This window comes from Bailinhaonella thermotolerans, from assembly GCF_003594875.1.
Lineage (GTDB): Bacteria > Actinomycetota > Actinomycetes > Streptosporangiales > Streptosporangiaceae > Bailinhaonella > Bailinhaonella thermotolerans.
On the sequence record NZ_QZEY01000010.1, the window covers coordinates 169,635 to 185,245 of the forward strand.

Annotated in this window: 8 protein-coding genes; 4 read left to right on the forward strand and 4 right to left on the reverse strand. The window is 72.7% G+C overall.

The window, feature by feature from the left end; translation table 11 throughout:
- Positions 1–54: 54 nt before the first annotated feature.
- The 4 genes from D5H75_RS24405 to D5H75_RS24420 all read right to left on the reverse strand — a co-directional run bounded on the left by D5H75_RS24405 (position 55) and on the right by D5H75_RS24420 (position 9,246).
- The gene (locus tag D5H75_RS24405; RefSeq protein WP_242454483.1) at positions 55–4,278 is read right to left on the reverse strand and encodes a glycoside hydrolase family 38 N-terminal domain-containing protein; all 4,224 of its coding nucleotides are present in this window, start codon (positions 4,276–4,278) and stop codon (positions 55–57) included.
- 107 nt (positions 4,279–4,385) lie between these two features.
- Complete coding sequence (locus D5H75_RS24410; protein WP_242454484.1) at positions 4,386–6,908, reverse strand: endo-beta-N-acetylglucosaminidase; 2,523 nt, start codon at positions 6,906–6,908, stop codon at positions 4,386–4,388.
- Positions 6,909–6,932: 24 nt separating this feature from the next.
- Positions 6,933–8,168 (reverse strand): glycoside hydrolase 5 family protein, encoded by a 1,236-nt coding sequence (locus tag D5H75_RS24415; RefSeq protein ID WP_119928850.1) that lies wholly within the window; start codon positions 8,166–8,168, stop codon positions 6,933–6,935.
- Between the two features lie 46 nt (positions 8,169–8,214).
- Positions 8,215–9,246: a LacI family DNA-binding transcriptional regulator gene (locus D5H75_RS24420; protein ID WP_119928851.1), complete on the reverse strand. Its 1,032-nt coding sequence runs from the start codon at positions 9,244–9,246 to the stop codon at positions 8,215–8,217.
- A gap of 97 nt (positions 9,247–9,343) precedes the next feature.
- On the opposite strand from D5H75_RS24420, the gene D5H75_RS24425 reads away from it, so the two are divergent.
- The 4 genes from D5H75_RS24425 (at position 9,344) to D5H75_RS24440 (ending at position 15,563) form a co-directional block, all read left to right on the forward strand.
- Entirely contained in the window at positions 9,344–10,624 is a 1,281-nt protein-coding gene (locus tag D5H75_RS24425) for an ABC transporter substrate-binding protein (protein ID WP_119928852.1), read from the forward strand.
- Positions 10,621–11,520: a carbohydrate ABC transporter permease gene (locus D5H75_RS24430; RefSeq protein ID WP_119928853.1), complete on the forward strand. Its 900-nt coding sequence runs from the start codon at positions 10,621–10,623 to the stop codon at positions 11,518–11,520. Before D5H75_RS24425 ends, D5H75_RS24430 begins: the two co-directional genes overlap by 4 nt.
- A gap of 1 nt (position 11,521) precedes the next feature.
- Positions 11,522–12,481 carry a carbohydrate ABC transporter permease gene (locus D5H75_RS24435; protein ID WP_119928854.1) on the forward strand — a complete coding sequence of 320 codons (960 nt, stop codon included), beginning with the start codon at positions 11,522–11,524 and terminating at the stop codon, positions 12,479–12,481.
- Between the two features lie 73 nt (positions 12,482–12,554).
- Positions 12,555–15,563, forward strand: a complete 3,009-nt coding sequence (locus D5H75_RS24440) for an alpha-mannosidase (protein WP_119928855.1) — start codon at positions 12,555–12,557, stop codon at positions 15,561–15,563.
- Positions 15,564–15,611: the final 48 nt, after the last annotated feature.

Here is a 15,611-nt window from a genome sequence, read left to right on the forward strand (position 1 = left end):
CGTGGCCCGCGTGTCCGTGCCCGTGCCCGTGGCCCGCGTGGGCGCGCGCGCCGGTCACGGGGTCACCACCAGCTCGACGACCGGCGCGTACTGGCACCGGCCGAACCACATGACCTTGGCCAGCGCCCAGTACGACCCGGGGTCCGTGTCGCGCGGCACCCTCACCTCGAACTCGACCGCGCGGGCGGCCCCCGCCGGGAGGGCGAACCCGCGCACCGGGTCGGCGATCATCTCCCAGGTCCCCCACGGCGACACGACCTGCAGCTCGCCCCGGATCTCGCCGCGCGTGCGGTTCTCCAGCGTCAGCCCCAGCACGGCCCGGCCGCCCGGCTCCACGCGCAGCGCGCTCTCGGTGACGCCGACGGAGAGCCCGGTGTCCCGCCCGGCGGCCTCCTTGCTGCCCTGCGCGGCGACCCAGTCCTCGGGCGTCTCTCCCGGCGCCGGCAGCAGCTCCGGCAGGTCGCCGGCCACGACGGTCACCACGTCCTCGATCACCTGCCCGGCGTGCTCGATCCGGGCCGCGACGAAGTACATCCCCGGCTCGGCCCCGGCCGGCGGCGTGACCGTCACCGGGAACCGCAGGTGCCCGCCCGCCTCCAGCCGGTACGGGCGCCGGGTCAGGCTCGCCGTCCAGCCCTCGGGCACGACGACCTCCGCCGCGCCCTCCACCGGGGCGTCCCGCAGGTGCGACGCGAGCACCACCGACACCTCGACGGGCTCCCCCGACGTCCGTAGCAGCCCCGGCGACGCCGCCACGCTCACCGGCAGGTACCCCAGCGGCGCGGGCCCCCGGTTGTGCAGCCAGTACCGCGAGTGCACCGGCTGCGCCACCTCGGCCGCCGCCCCGAGCACCGGTCCCCCGGGCGCGCGCCCGGCCTCGCCGTACGGCGGGAGCCCGGGCACGCCGATCACCGTGGCGACCTCCGAGCCGGTCAGCCCGACGGGCCCCGCGACCGGGTCGCCGGGGCGTTCGAGCAGGTCGGCGCGGCGGATCCCGGTGAGGCCCAGGTCCCCCGAGATCGTCGCGGCGCGGCCGTGCCCGGTGGACTCCATCAGGCGCACGGCCACCCCGGAGGCGGGGTCGGGGGCGGCGGCGGAACCATGCGCGATCGGGTTGCCGGCCGACTTGAGCGTGCCCAGGAGCACGTCGCGGGCGGGCTCGACGCGCAGGTACGACCGGACCGGCGGCAGCGGCCCCGGACGCGGGTCGGCGAGCACCGGGTACAGCGGGTGGTTGAACTCCTGCCCCCGCGCCGGGAGCGTCAGCGTGCGCCAGTCGCCCTCGCCGGAGACCAGCGCGTAGTGGAACTCGTGGGTCCAGTGCTGGAGCTGGAACCCGGCCCCGTCCGGCAGCGTGCGGCGCGGCGGGTCGATCCACACGCCCGACGGCCACCCGGTGCACGAGCGCATCAGCGACAGGTGCAGCGTCCCGGCCGGATCGACGGCGAACCCCGGCAGGCCGTACGTCAGCAGCGCGACGGTGTGGTCCGTGAGCAGCTCGGACTCGGGGACGTCCCCGGGGCAGGGCGCGCTCACGCGGGCGTCGCCGAGGTCGGCGGCGAGCGCGCCGGGGTCCGTGGTGATCAGGGCGGGCAGCGCGCGCAGGTCGCGCAGGTCGGCGTTGGGCCGCCACACCTCGCGCAGCGGCGCCGAGGCGGGCACCCACACCCGGCCCTCGCGCTCCAGCGTCTCGGCGTACGGCGCGCCCGCCCGCTCCAGCAGCTCGCGGACCGCGTCGTTCTCGCCGGGACCGCCGACCAGGATCCGGAAGTCCGGCAGGTTGGAGTCCACGTCGAGCCAGCCGTACCGCGACCAGTCCGCGCTCGCCGTCGTCGCGGTGACCCCGGCCCGGACCAGCGCGACCAGCAGGTCCCGCACGTCCGCCGCGCCGTCGAGCCCGGGCACGACCACCTCGGCCACGCCGAGCGCCCGCTCCCCCAGCGCGCGCCCGCCGGGCCCGGTGAGGGCGACCCGGGCGGTGGAGCCGAGCCCGAACCAGGTGTTGGCCGGGTTGTCCAGCGTCCACGGCGCCTCGGCCGCGTCCACGTCCGGCAGCGCGAACCCGCGCCCGACGACGGCCCCGGCCACCTCGCTCACCGGGAGCGCCCCGGGCACGTCGGCCGGGAAGCTCAGCCGCACCAGCCGGTCCTCGCCGGCGTAGTCCAGCAGCCGGGTGGCGAAGTCCACCCGGTCCGAGCCGTGCCACAGCGTGACGACCTGCTCGTAGGCGAAGCCGTCCACGGAGCCGGTGACGACCAGCCGCTCCCCGAGCGGGCAGGTCTCGCGGCGCACGTCCGCCGGCGCGGCCGACGAACCGGTCACGGCCCCCTTGGGGACCAGGTGCCAGGGGCCCTCGCCGAAGTCGGGGTGCGCGGGGTACTCCTCCCAGACGCGCAGCTCGTTGCCCACGGAGCCCTCGCGCACCAGCTCGCGCCCGGCCTTCTTGTCGAACACCCCCGACAGGCCGCCGCCGCGCGCCGGGTCGGCGGTGACGCGGTACCGGGCGTTCTCGATCACGTTCCCCGCGGCCCCGGTCCACGCGGGGGCGGCGCTCGCGGGGCCCGGCAGCAGCCGCCAGGTGCGCCAGCCCATCGCGGGCACGTCCTCGGCGACGAACCGCAGCGTGCCCCGGTCCACGACGCACGGCACCTCCGCGCCGGTGTCGTCGATCACGCGCCCGCCGTACCCCCCGGCGATCGCGGCGGCCCCGTCGAGCCCTTCCGGCAGGCGTACGGCCACCGGCCCCGACCGGTCGAAGGAGAGCGTGTTCGCGACGACCACCGCCGCGCCGGGCCCGGTGGTGTCGATCCGCGCGGCCAGCGCCGACAGGGCCGTATCGCGCACGCCCGCGGCCAGGTCGTACGCCTCGCGCCAGCCCGACAGCAGGTCCAGGTACACCTGGTCCGACTCGGTGCCGGTGATCGCGTCGTGGTGCGCGCCGTACGCGAGCTGCCGCCACACCTTGTCCAGCGCGGCCTCGGGGTAGCTCCCGAGCCCTTCGAGCGCGGCGATCGTCGCCAGCTTCTCGGCGTCCACCGCCGCGACCTCGCCGGCCCGCTGCGCCTGCTTGGTGTCGATGTAGGAGACGTCCTTGCCCGTGTAGATCGGGTTCATGTCGCGGGTCTGCGGGCTCGGCCGCCGCCGGGACGCGGCCAGCTCGGCCCGCACCGCGTCCAGGAACTCCCGTGGGGTGGCGCAGACGAAGCGCGGCCAGACGTACCTGGCGTTCCAGGAGCGGTGGATCTCGGTGACCCACTTGTTCGGCGGCGTGTAGTCGGTGCCGACGGGCAGCAGCAGGTTCTTCGTCGCCCCGACCGGCTTGAGCTTGCGGTACAGGTCGTACACGGCCTTCTCGGCGGTGGCCAGGTCGGCGGAGGAGTCCATCCACCAGCCCGCCGAGTAGTGGTGCGGCATGAAGTGCGTCAGCACCCCGAGCCCCGAGGGCGAGATCCACTCGAACTCGCTCGGGAACTGCATGACCGTGGCGTCGTCCTTGGCCTCCCCGAAGTTCTTCTGGATCGGCCCCCACTGGTGGAACGGCCCCCGCGCCCAGGCGCTCCCGGTCAGCCCCGCCGCCGCCAGGTACCCCGGGAACTGCGGGTCGTGCCCGAACGCGTCGAGCTGCCAGGCCGTCGCCGGCTCCCCGCCGAGGATGTCCCGCTGGTAGCCGACGCCGTAGACGATGTTCCTGATCGTGGTCTCGGCCCCGGTCAGGTTGGTGTTGGGCTCGTTGTACGTCCCGCCGACCAGCTCGACCTGCCCCCGCTCCATCAGCAGCCGCAGGTCCGCGCGGCGCTCGGGGTGCACGTCGAAGTACGGCTTCAGGTAGTCGATCTCGGCCAGCACGAACTTGTAGACCGGGTCGCGGAGCGCCAGGTCCAGGTGCGCGTCCACCAGCGCGAAGCCGTTCCGCTCCCACAGCGGCCTGGTCGTCCCGTCCCCCGACAGCAGCTCCCAGGGCGAGGTGTAGGCCGCCTGCGTGTTCCACCACACCGGGTCGTAGTGGAAGTGCGACACCATGAACATCGTCCAGCCCGGCTCGGCCACGACCACGACGCCCTCGGCGCGCGCCTCCCCGGCCGTCACCACCACGGGCAGTTCCGTCCCCGGCCCGGCGCCCGCGATCTCCAGCGGCACCTCGACCTCGCCCGTTCCCACGGCCTCGCCCGCGACGCCGGGCCCCGTGACGGCGACCCGCGCGGACGGGCCGTCGATCGTCACGCGGAGCACCTGGCGCGGGGCGTCCTCGGTGCCCGCGAACAGGTCCGTGGATTCCACGGAGACGATGGTGACTGACACGGAAGTCCTCTCTCGTATGTCGGTGACCGGTCACGCCGCCGGGGACCCGGCGGCGTGACCGGCCTGCTGGGGCGCGGGCTAGCGCGCTACTTCCCCCACGCCTCGAACTCGTAGATCCGGGCGGCGGGGTCGGTGTTCTGGGTCGGCTTGGTGATGGACAACCGGATGTGCCGGGCACTGGCCGTGACCGGGTGGGTCGTGGCGGCGGCCGTGTTGCCGGTGACGGTCACCGCGGTCCGCCACGCCTCGGACGCGGAGTCCCGCACCTGGATCGTGAAGTCCCGCGTGTTGAACTGCGCGGACTCCCCGCCGGACTGCGCGTGCCTGACGACGAACTTCGTCAGGGCGCGCGCCTGGCCGAGGTCCACCTCCAGCCACTTCTCGCCGGTGAGGGCGCACCACTTGTCGGAGTTCCCGCCGGTCACGCTGCCGTTGACGGCCTTGGCCGGGCCCTCCTCCGCGTTGCACTGCCCCGACGCGGTCGCCGTACGGCCCAGGGCCACGTTCTCCTCGCCCGGCGTGCCGGACCAGGTCACCGTGGTGGTGGCCGCCGCCGACCGGCCGTACTCGGCGGAGACGGCCTCGACCTCGATCGTGGTGCTCTGCTCGGTGCCGGCCCGGTCGAGCTGGGGCACGAAGTAGGCGTCGTTCGGGGTCGCGCCGAGGTAGGTCCGGCCGCCGTCCGCGTCGCGGCGGTACACGTCGTAGTGGTGCACCCCGGACGAGCCGGTCCAGGCCAGGCGGAGCGACTTGCGCGAGGAGGACACGTCGGTCGCGCCGAGCACCTGGAGGCCGGTGGGCGCGGAGGGCGCGTCCACGCTCCCGTCGTACACCGCGATCTGGCCGACGCGGATGTCGTAGGAGGCGTCCGAGCCCTCGGCGCGCAGGCCGATCTGGGCGATGGTCTTGCCGGCGTGGGCCGACAGGTCCAGGGTCTTGCGCTCCCAGCCGGCGCCGCTCGTGGAGCCCAGGTCGAGCGTGGTGAAGGAGTTCGGGGCGTCGATGAACGCGACGGCCGCCTTCAGCCGGGTCGGCCCCGCCGCCGGGGTCTTGACCACGACGGACAGCTTCGTGTCCGCCGCCACCGGCAGTTTCGCCTGGTAGAGCCGGACGGTGTTGGCCGCGTCGAGCTTGCCGGCGAGCCGCAGCGACGACCCGCCCTCGTACGCGTCGCCGTAGTCGATGGACGGCGTGAGCCGCGTGCCGGAGGACTCCACCACCCACTGGTAGGTGGGCGGCACGTCCTGGACGGACAGGTTGTTCCAGCCGCCGGTGCGCACGCGGACGCCGCCGACGTTGTAGAAGTCGCCGTGGCCGGTGTTGAACCCGGTCACGAACGGCTTGGCGGTGACCGGCGTGGACTCGGCGATGTAGTGGGCCAGGCCCTTCCACGCCGAGGACGTCGCGGTGTTGGACGGGTCGGCGTTCGCGCCCACCCAGAAGCGGGAGTCCTTCGCGCGGAAGTCGGCCGGGCCCGTGGAGGACTTCCACGTCCACTCCGGCCGGTAGATGCCGAGCGAGGTCACGTGCGGCTGACCTGCGGGGAACACCGCGTCCCAGGGCACTCCGGTGTTGTACCCGGCGGACTCGGTGTCGATTCCCGCGTACAGCTCGTGCTCGTCACGCCCGAGGGAGCGCGCGTGCGTGCGCGAGGAGGAGAGCTTGCCCGCGTTCCAGCCGAAGTCCAGGAACATCGAGTCCGACACCCTGGCCGGGTCGCTCAGGAAGGCGTCGTTCGCCGTGGTCAGCGCGTCCTGCCAGGTCACCGAGCCGCTCTCGGTCATCGCGTCGTACCACATGAACTCGACCTGGCCCTTGGCCCTGGCGTACTTCATGAGCGAGCGGATCTCGGTCGCCAGCGCCGCGTCGCCGCCGGCCGTCTCCTGGTTGATGAACCAGCCGTCGAAGCCGTAGTGCTTCGCCACCTCGACCAGCTTGTCCGCGACGACGTAGTTCGAGCCGGACTTCTGGACGAAGTCGCGCACCCACTGGATCTGCCCGCCGTACGCCGTGGGCGGGAAGAACACCGTGCCGTACACCTTGACGCCGTTGCGGTGCGCGGCGTCGATCACCGTGGCGTTCGGCGCGAGGATCAGGCCCTCGCTCGCGGACCCGCCCCAGAAGACGAGCGTGTCGACGTACTGCCAGTGGGTGAAGGCGTAGTAGTTCGGGTCGAGCGAACCCTGCGAGGGGTTGTTCGAGGTCGGCCCGAACGACACCAGCGAGGCGACCTTGCCCTCCCCGGCGCGCGCGTTGGGGTTCGCCTTGAGCGCGGGGTCCGAGGAGCGCGGCCGCAGCGGCACCCGGGACCGGTTGAACCGGGCGTCGGGGTCCTTGGCCGGGTCCCAGTTCAGGATCGTGTTCGGGTGCCAGTAGGAGGCGTACGGCTGGGCGCCGGTCGCCGCCACCCTGGCGGGGCGGGCGGGAGACGCGCCGGGGGTGCCCGACGGCGCCGGAGCGGAGGAGGGGGTGGCGCCGGCCGGGGAGGGGGTCCCCGGGGCCGCCGGCGGCGAACCCGGGGTCCCCGGGTCCGCGTGGACGGGAGGCGCGACGAGGAACGCCGCGATGAGGGCCCCGCACACGGCGGGTAACGCACGACGACGCATCATGGCTCCTTACTGGGGCGGCCTGGGTCAGGCCTGGGTGTGAACTGCGTCGATCCCCCGAGTCCTGAGGTAGTGCGCGTCGCCCGCGCGGCCGGCGGCGACGATGGCGACGGGGCCGGCCTGGCGCAGCCGTACCCAGTCGGCGTGGAAGGCGCTGCCGGGCGCGACCTCGGCGCGGCGCTCCGGCTCCGCGCGCAGGTCCACCGGGCAGAGCAGGCCGGGCCGGGGCGCGGCGGCGGCGGGGTCCCCGGCCGTACGGCGGGCCTCCGCGGCGATCGCGGCCAGCTCCTTGGCGGCCGGCTTCGGGTCGTGCTCCACGGTGAACAGGCCCAGGTCGTACTCCCGCTCCGGATAGTCCAGGAGGGAACGGTCCAGGTCGTGGGAGCACCACCAGGTGACGCCCCACAGCGCCGGGTTCTCCAGGGCGCCGGTGAGCGTGCGGCGGACGAACTCGGCGGCGTCGGGCTCCGGCACGTCGGGGAGGGGGACCCCGATCTCCTGGAGCCAGACCGGCCGGGCGGGGTCGAGCGCGGTGGACGCCGCCAGCTCGACCAGGTAGTCCGCGTGGGTGACGGTGGCGGGGCCGAGCGGCCCGTCGATGGCCGAGACGCCGTTGAAGACCCAGGAGTGGACCGTGGTCAGGTCGCCCAGGTCCACGTTGTCGGCGGGGTGGAACGGGTGCTCGGGGCCGTACCACGTGGCGTCGTAGAGCGAGTGCAGGGCGAGCAGGCCGGGCGCGGCCCCGCGGACCACGTCGATCAGCTCGGCGGCCCAGCTCCGGGACGCCTCGGGCGTGGTCGGGTTCGACGGCCAGAGGTTGTTGACCTCGTTGCCGAGGGTGATGGCGAAGACGTTGTCGCGGGAGGCCACCGCGCGGGACAGCCGTTCGGCGTACGCCGCGATGCCGTCGCGCACGTCGCGGTCGGTGAACAGGCTGCGCTCGTGCCAGGTGAGCACCCACGAGGGCAGGAAGTCGAAGCTGGACAGGTGCCCCTGGAGCAGGTCCACGCTGACGTCCAGGCCGAACTCGGCGGCCACGTCGATCAGCGTGAGCAGGTCCTCGACGCCGCGCTCGCGGATCAGCGCCCGGTTGGGCTGGATCCACGGCCAGACCGGGAACACGCGCACGTGGTCCAGGCCGATCCCGGCCAGGTCCTCGAAATCGCGGCGCCAGACGTCGGGCGCGGGGTCCAGCCAACTGTGGAACCAGCCCGCCGAGGGCACGTAGTTGGCGCCGAAACGGATGGGGTGGGACTCGGGCACGCGTCCTCCGGGGGTCGTTCGATCTCCCGGCGGAGCCTAAACCGATTTAGTCGTCCTGCCAAGCCCCCGGCGCGGCCGTGCTCTCCCGCACCACCAGCCTCGGGGTGGCCGTCTTCACGTCCCTCCGCAGCCCCGGCTCGTCGATGACCTGCAACATCACCTCCGCGAGCTGCCGGCCGAAGGCGAAGGTGTCGCGGGACAGCGCGGTGATGGACGGGTGCGCGATGCGGGTCAGCACGGAGTCGTCGAAGGCCACGATGGACACCTCGTCCGGCACCCGCACGCCCATCTCGCCCGCCACGCCCAGCCCGGCCAGCGCCATCACGTCGCTGTCGTAGACGATCGCGGTGGGCCGGCGCGGGCGCGACAGCAGCGTCCTGGTCGCCGCCGCGCCCTCGGCGTCGCTGAAGTCCGTGGGCACGGACACCGCGTCCACCAGCTCCAGGCGGCGGGCCGAGTCGCGCAGCGCGCGGATCCTGCGCTGGGTGTGGCGGAACGCCGGCAGGCCCGCGACGTGCGCGATCCTGCGGTGGCCGAGCGCGGCCAGGTACTCCAGCACCGACAGCATGGCCTCGCGGTCGTCCGCCCACACGCTCGACAGGCTCCCGTGCCTGCCGGGCCCGCCCAGGACCACGGCCGGGGCGCCCAGCTCCTCCAGCACCTCGATCCGCGGATCCCGCACCTTGAGGTCCACCATGACGAACCCGTCCACCCGGTGGGCCGACGCCCACTCCCGGTAGACCTCCATCTCCGCCTCGGCGTCCTCGACGATCAGCAGGTGCAGCGCCACCGACCGCGCGGACAGTCCCGCCTGGAGACCTGACAACAATTGGGCGAAGAACGGCTCCACGCCGAGCGTGCTCGCGGGGCGCGCGATCACCAGTCCCACCGCCTCCGCGCGGGCGCCCCCGAGGGCCCGCGCGGCGCTGTGCGGGCGCCAGTTCATCTCCTTCGCGACCTGCAGGATCCTGGCCCGCGTGGCCTCGCCGACACCCGGCCGGCCGTTGAGCGCGAAGGACACCGCGCCCTTGGACACCCCAACCCGCTCGGCGATGTCGGCGATCGTAGGTCGGCGCATGCGGCTCCTTCACGGGTTCGTCTCATCTATTGACACGCGAGTCTACCGGGGTGAATAGTCCCGCAACTAGAACGCTTTAGTACCCAAGGAGAGCGCCATGCGAAGGTACTGGACGGGACTGGCGGTGGCGGCCGTCATGGTCGTCTCCGGCTGTGGGCTCGGCGGGGCCGACCCGCAGGGCGGCGCCGCGCCGACCGCGGCGGCCACCGGCGAGGTGAAGGGCAAGGTCAGCCTCCAGACGTGGGCCCTGAAGCCCAAGTTCACGACGTACATGGAAAGCGTGATCGCCGCTTTCGAGAAGAAGTACCCCGGCACCAAGGTCGAGTGGATCGACCAGCCGCCGGACGGGTACTCCGAGAAGGTCCTCAACCAGGCGGCCTCCGGCACGCTGCCGGACGTGGCCAACCTGCCCCCGGACTTCGCGCGCCCCCTCGTCAAGCAGGACATGCTGCTCGACGTCGCCCAGGTGGACCAGAAGCTGGCCGACGACTACGTCGCGGGCGCGCTGGACGCCTACAAGTTCCGCGGCTTCCAGGGCACGTACGGCTACCCGTGGTACCTCAACACGGACGTCAACTACTGGAACGCCGAGCTGATGAAGAAGAACGGGCTGGACCCGGCCAAGCCGCCGACGACGTTCGACGAGCTGGTCGCGCAGGCCCGGATCTACAAGGAGAAGTCCGGCGGCAAGTCCTACCTGATGAGCCGCCGCCCCGAACTGGGCGACCTGTTCCAGGCGGGCGTGAAGATCCTCTCCGACGACGGCAAGCAGTTCGTCTTCAACACCCCCGAGGCCGTGGCCGTGGTGGACAAGTACCGCGCCGCGTTCAAGGAGGGCCTGCTGCCGCGCGACGTCCTCACCGACACCTACGCCGGCAACACCAAGCTCTTCAACGAGGGCACGGTCGCCTGGACCACCGCGGGCGCCAATTACGTCATCGACCTGAAGACGAACAACCCCTCGCTGGTGCCGAAGACGGTGCCCTCCGCCGCGATGGGCGTCCCGCCGCTGTACGTCCAGGGCCTGTCGATCTCCAAGAAGAGCAAGAACCCGGCCGCGGCGGTCGCGCTGGCCCGCTGGGTGACGAGCGCGGAGAACCAGGCCAAGTTCGCGCACGAGGTGAGCGTCTTCCCGAGCACCAAGGCCTCGGCGAACGACCCGTTCTTCACCAAGAGCGACGGCACCAACGGCGGCGACGCCAAGGTCATCGCCTTCAACTCGCTGGCCAAGGCCCAGGTGCACCAGCCCTTCGAGGTGACCGAGGCCATGAGCAAGTTCATCCGCCAGCAGATCGCCGCCGCGCTCAACGGGGAGATCTCCTCCAAGGAGGCGCTGGACAAGGCGGTCGCCAAGTGCAACGAGCTGCTCAACCAGTGACCGTCCCCGTTCTTCCCGCGCAGGGCGCCCTCCGCCGCCGGCTCACCCCCTGGCTGCTGGTGGCGCCCGCCGCGCTGTGGCTGCTGGTGTTCAACGTGTGGCCCTCGCTCAACACGCTGGTCCTGGCGTTCACGAACGCCAAGCCGCTCAGCGGGGGCCACTTCACGGGGCTGGCCAACTTCGAGCGCATGCTCGACGACTCCCAGCTCGTGGACGCGCTGCTGAACAGCATCGTGTTCATGCTCGTCTGCCTGCCGGTGCTGGTCCTGCTGCCGCTGCTGCTGGCCGTCCTGGTGGAGAAGAAGATCCCGGGCATCACGTTCTTCCGCACGGCCTTCTACACGCCGGTCGTCGCCTCGGCCGTGGTGGTCGCGCTGATCTGGAGCTGGCTGCTGAGCGACCGGGGGCTGATCAACGGGCTCGCGCAGGCGCTGGGGGTGCTTCAGGGGCCGCTCCCGTTCCTGACCGACCGCTGGCTGCTGGTGTTCAGCGCGATCACGCTCACGGTCTGGAAGGGCCTGGGCTACTACATGATCATCTACCTGTCGGCGCTCGGGAACGTACGGCGTGAGCTGCACGAGGCCGCCGCCGTGGACGGCGCGGGACCGGTGCGCCGGTTCTGGAGCGTGACCGTGCCCGGGGTCCGCAACACGATGCTGCTGATCTCGGTGCTGGTCTCGGTGTCGGCGCTGCGCGTGTTCTCCGAGCTGTACGTGCTGTCCAACGGCACGGGCGGCCCCGGCGGGCGCGCGATGTCGCTGGTCATGCTGATCCAGCTCTACAGCCGCGGCTTCTACGGGCACTTCGGGTACGCCTCGGCGCTGAGCCTCCTGCTCTTCGTCATCACGATCGGCCCGATGCTCCTGCTCGCGCGGCTCAACAGGAAGGCGTCGTGAAATGTCGGACATGACGGTGCAGGCCGGGGCCGGGCGCGACGCCGTACCGGCTCCTGACCCGTCTCCCCGCGACGATCGCGTACGGCGGGGCGCCCGCCGCGGCGAGAGCGCCCGGCGGGGGCGCGGCGGCTTCGGCGCGCCCGGGCCGGGCGAGCTGGTGCTGCGGTACGCGCTGCTGCTGGTCGTGCTCGCGATCACGGTCCTGCCGTTCCTGTGGCAGTTGTCCACCTCGCTCAAGGGGCCGATGGAGGACGTCTTCTCGCGGACGCCGAGCTTCGTCCCCTCGCAGCCGACGCTGGACAACTACGCCAAGGTCGCGGAGACCATCCCCGTCTGGACGTACGCGCTGAACTCGCTCTTCGTGGCGGTGATCGTGGTCGGCGGCAACGCGATCGGGGCGACGCTGGCCGGGTTCGCGCTGGCCCGGCTGGAGTTCCGGGGCGCGAAGCTGCTGCTGGTGCTGTTCCTGTCCACGCTGGTGCTGCCCGGCGAAGTGACGATCATCTCCCAGTTCCTCACGATCCGGAGCATGGGCCTGGCGGACACGCTGGTGGGCGTCGCGCTGCCGGGCGCGATCGGGATGCTCAACGTGCTGCTCATGCGGACGGCGTTCCAGGCCATCCCCAAGGAGATGGACGAGGCCGCGGTGATCGACGGGGCCACGCCCTGGCAGCGGCTGATCCACATCGGGCTGCCGAACGTGCGGGGCATGCTCAGCGTCATCACGATCTTCGCGTTCATCGCCGCCTGGGACGACTTCCTGTGGCCGCTGATCGTGCTCAACGACCCGTCCAAGTTCACGCTCACCGTGGGCCTGCAGTACCTCAACGGCACGTTCACGGCCAACCCCCGGCTCATCGCGGCCGGGACCATGATCTCCTTCCTCCCGATCGTGATCCTCTTCGCCTCGCTCCAGCGGTACTTCTTCCGGGGCGTGGAAGAGGGCGCGATCAAGGGCTGACGCCGTACCGCCCGCGCGGGCCGTAGCGTCGAAACAGCAGAAAACCGCTTTTCCCCGACAGGAGCCTCTCCCCATGCATGACGACCGCGAGCTGATCGAAGCCCGTCTCAAGCGCGTCCTCGACGAGCGGATCCGCCCCGCGGTGTACCCCGCGTCCGTGCCGCTCGACGTGAAGGTCTGGCACGCCCCGGGCGAGCCGGTCCCGGTGGCCGAGGGCCTCGCGGCCGTGCCCGAGCCGATCAGGCCGGGCGACATGTGGGGCGCGCCCTGGGGGACGAGCTGGTTCACGGTCACCGGCACGGTGCCGGCGGAGTGGGCGGGCTCGACCGTGGAGGCCATCCTCGACCTGGGGTTCGACGAGAACATGCCGGGCTTCCAGTGCGAGGGCCTGGTCTACCGGCCCGACGGCACCCCGGTGAAGGGCCTCAACCCGCGCAACCAGTGGGTCCGGATCGGCGCCCCCGTGCGCGGCGGCGAGGAGGTGCGGCTGCACGTCGAGGCCGCGTCCAACCCGGTGATCCTCGACTACCACCCCTTCCTGCCGACCAAGCTGGGGGACAAGGAGACGGCCGGCGACCGGCCGCAGTACCGGCTGGAGCGCATGGACCTGGCGGTCTTCGACGAGACCGTGTGGCAGCTCGTCATCGACCTGGAGGTCGTCGGCGAGCTCATGGCCGAGCTGCCCGCCGACGGCGCGCGCCGCCACGAGCTGCTGCGCGCGGTGGAGCGGGCCCTCGACGCGATCGACCTGCAGGACGTGAACGGCACCGCCGAGGCCGCCCGCGCCGCGCTGGCCCCGGCGCTGGCCGTGCCCGCCGCGCCGTCGGCGCACCGGATCAGCGCGGTCGGGCACGCGCACATCGACTCGGCCTGGCTGTGGCCGCTGCGCGAGACCGTGCGCAAGGTCGCCAGGACCACCTCGAACATGACGGCGCTGCTGGAGGACGAGCCGGAGTTCGTCTTCGCGATGTCGCAGGCGCAGCAGTGGGCCTGGATCAAGGAGCACCGGCCCGAGGTGTGGGCGAAGGTGGTCAAGGCCGTGGCCGAGGGGCGGTTCGTCCCGGCGGGCGGCATGTGGGTGGAGTCGGACACGAACATGCCCGGCTCGGAGGCCATGGCCCGCCAGTTCGTGCACGGCAAGCGGTTCTTCCTCGACGAGTTCGGGATCGAGAACGACGAGGCGTGGCTGCCGGACACCTTCGGCTTCGCCGCCGGGCTGCCGCAGATCATCAAGGCCGCGGGCTCGAAGCGGCTGCTGACGCAGAAGATCTCCTGGAGCCAGGTCAACAAGTTCCCGCACCACACGTTCCTGTGGGAGGGCATCGACGGCACGCGGATCTTCACCCACTTCCCGCCCGTGGACACCTACAACTGCTCGATGAAGGGCGGCGAGCTGGCGCACGCGGCGCGCAACTTCAAGGACAAGGGCGTCGCGCGGCACTCCCTGGCCCCGACCGGCTGGGGCGACGGGGGCGGCGGCACCACCCGCGAGATGATCGCCAAGGCGGCCCGGGTCAAGGACCTGGAGGGCTCGCCGACCGTCGTGTGGGAGACGCCCGCGCGGTTCTTCGCCAAGGCCGAGGCGGAGTACCCGGACCCGCCGGTCTGGGTGGGCGAGCTGTACCTGGAGCTGCACCGCGCCACGCTGACCAGCCAGGCCAAGACCAAGCAGGGGAACCGCCGCAGCGAGTCGCTGCTGCGCGAGGCCGAGCTGTGGGCGGCCACGGCGGCCGTGCGGGCCGGGTTCGACTACCCGCACGACAGGCTCGACCGGATCTGGAAGACGGTGCTGCTGCACCAGTTCCACGACATCCTGCCGGGCTCGTCGATCGCGTGGGTGCACCGCGAGGCCGAGAAGACCTACGCGGCCGTCGCCGCCGAGCTGACCGAGATCATCGACGCCGCGCAGCGCGCCCTGGCCGGGGACGGCCCGCACGAGCTGGTCTTCAACGCCGCGCCCCACTCCCGCAACGGCGTCCCGGCCCTCGGGGCGGCCGTCGTCCAGGCCCCCGCCCTCGCCGCCCGGCTCCGCACGCGCGGCGAGGGCGGGTACGTCCTGGAGGACGACCTGCTCCGCGTGGAGGTCGACGGGCGCGGCCTGGTGGTCTCGGCGTACGACCTGCGCGCCGGCCGGGAGACCGTCGCGCCGGGGCAGGCGGCGAACCTGCTCCAGATCCACCCGGACTTCCCGAACATGTGGGACGCCTGGGACGTGGACAAGTTCTACCGGAACACGGTCACCGACCTGGTGGACGCCGACGAGGTCGTCCCGGGCGAGGAGCCGGGCACGGTCCGGGTCACGCGCTCGTTCGGGCGGTCCCGGGTGACACAGACCCTCTCCGTCGAGGCGGGGCGGCTGGAGATCCGCACCGAGGTGGACTGGCACGAGACCGAGAAGTTCCTCAAGCTGGCGTTCCCGCTGGACGTGCACGCCGACCGGTACGCCTCCGAGAGCCAGTACGGCCACGCCTTCCGCGCCACCCACACGAACACGAGCTGGGAGGCCGCCAAGTTCGAGGCGTGCAACCACAAGTTCGTGCACTTCGAGGAGCCGGGCTGGGGCGTCGCCCTGGTCACCGACTCCACCTACGGCCACGACGTGACGCGCGACGTCCGCGAGTCCGACTCCGGCACGACCACCACGCTGCGGGTCTCGCTGCTGCGCGCGCCGCGCTTCCCCGACCCCGAGACCGACCAGGGCGCGCACCGCTTCCGCCACGCGCTGGTCCCGGGCGCGGGGATCGGCGACGCCGTCCGCGAGGGCTGGTTCGTCAACCTGCCCGAGCGCCGCGTCACGGGCGCGTCCGAGGTGGCCCCGCTGGTCACGGTGGACGACGACGCGGTCGTGGTCACCGCCGTGAAGCTGGCCGACGACGGCAGCGGCGACGTGGTGGTCCGCTTCCACGAGTCCCGGGGCGGCCGCGCCCGGGCCCGGATCACGCCCGGCTTCACCGCCACCGGCGTCACGGCGACCGACCTCCTGGAGCGGCCGCTCGCGGACTCCGCCGCCGTTCTCGACGACGGCGCCGTGCCGGTCTCGCTGCGCCCGTTCGAGCTGGTCACCCTGCGTTTCACCCGCTGACCCGGCATCCGCCGTACGGCCCCGCCGGGGTCGCCCCGGCCGTACGGC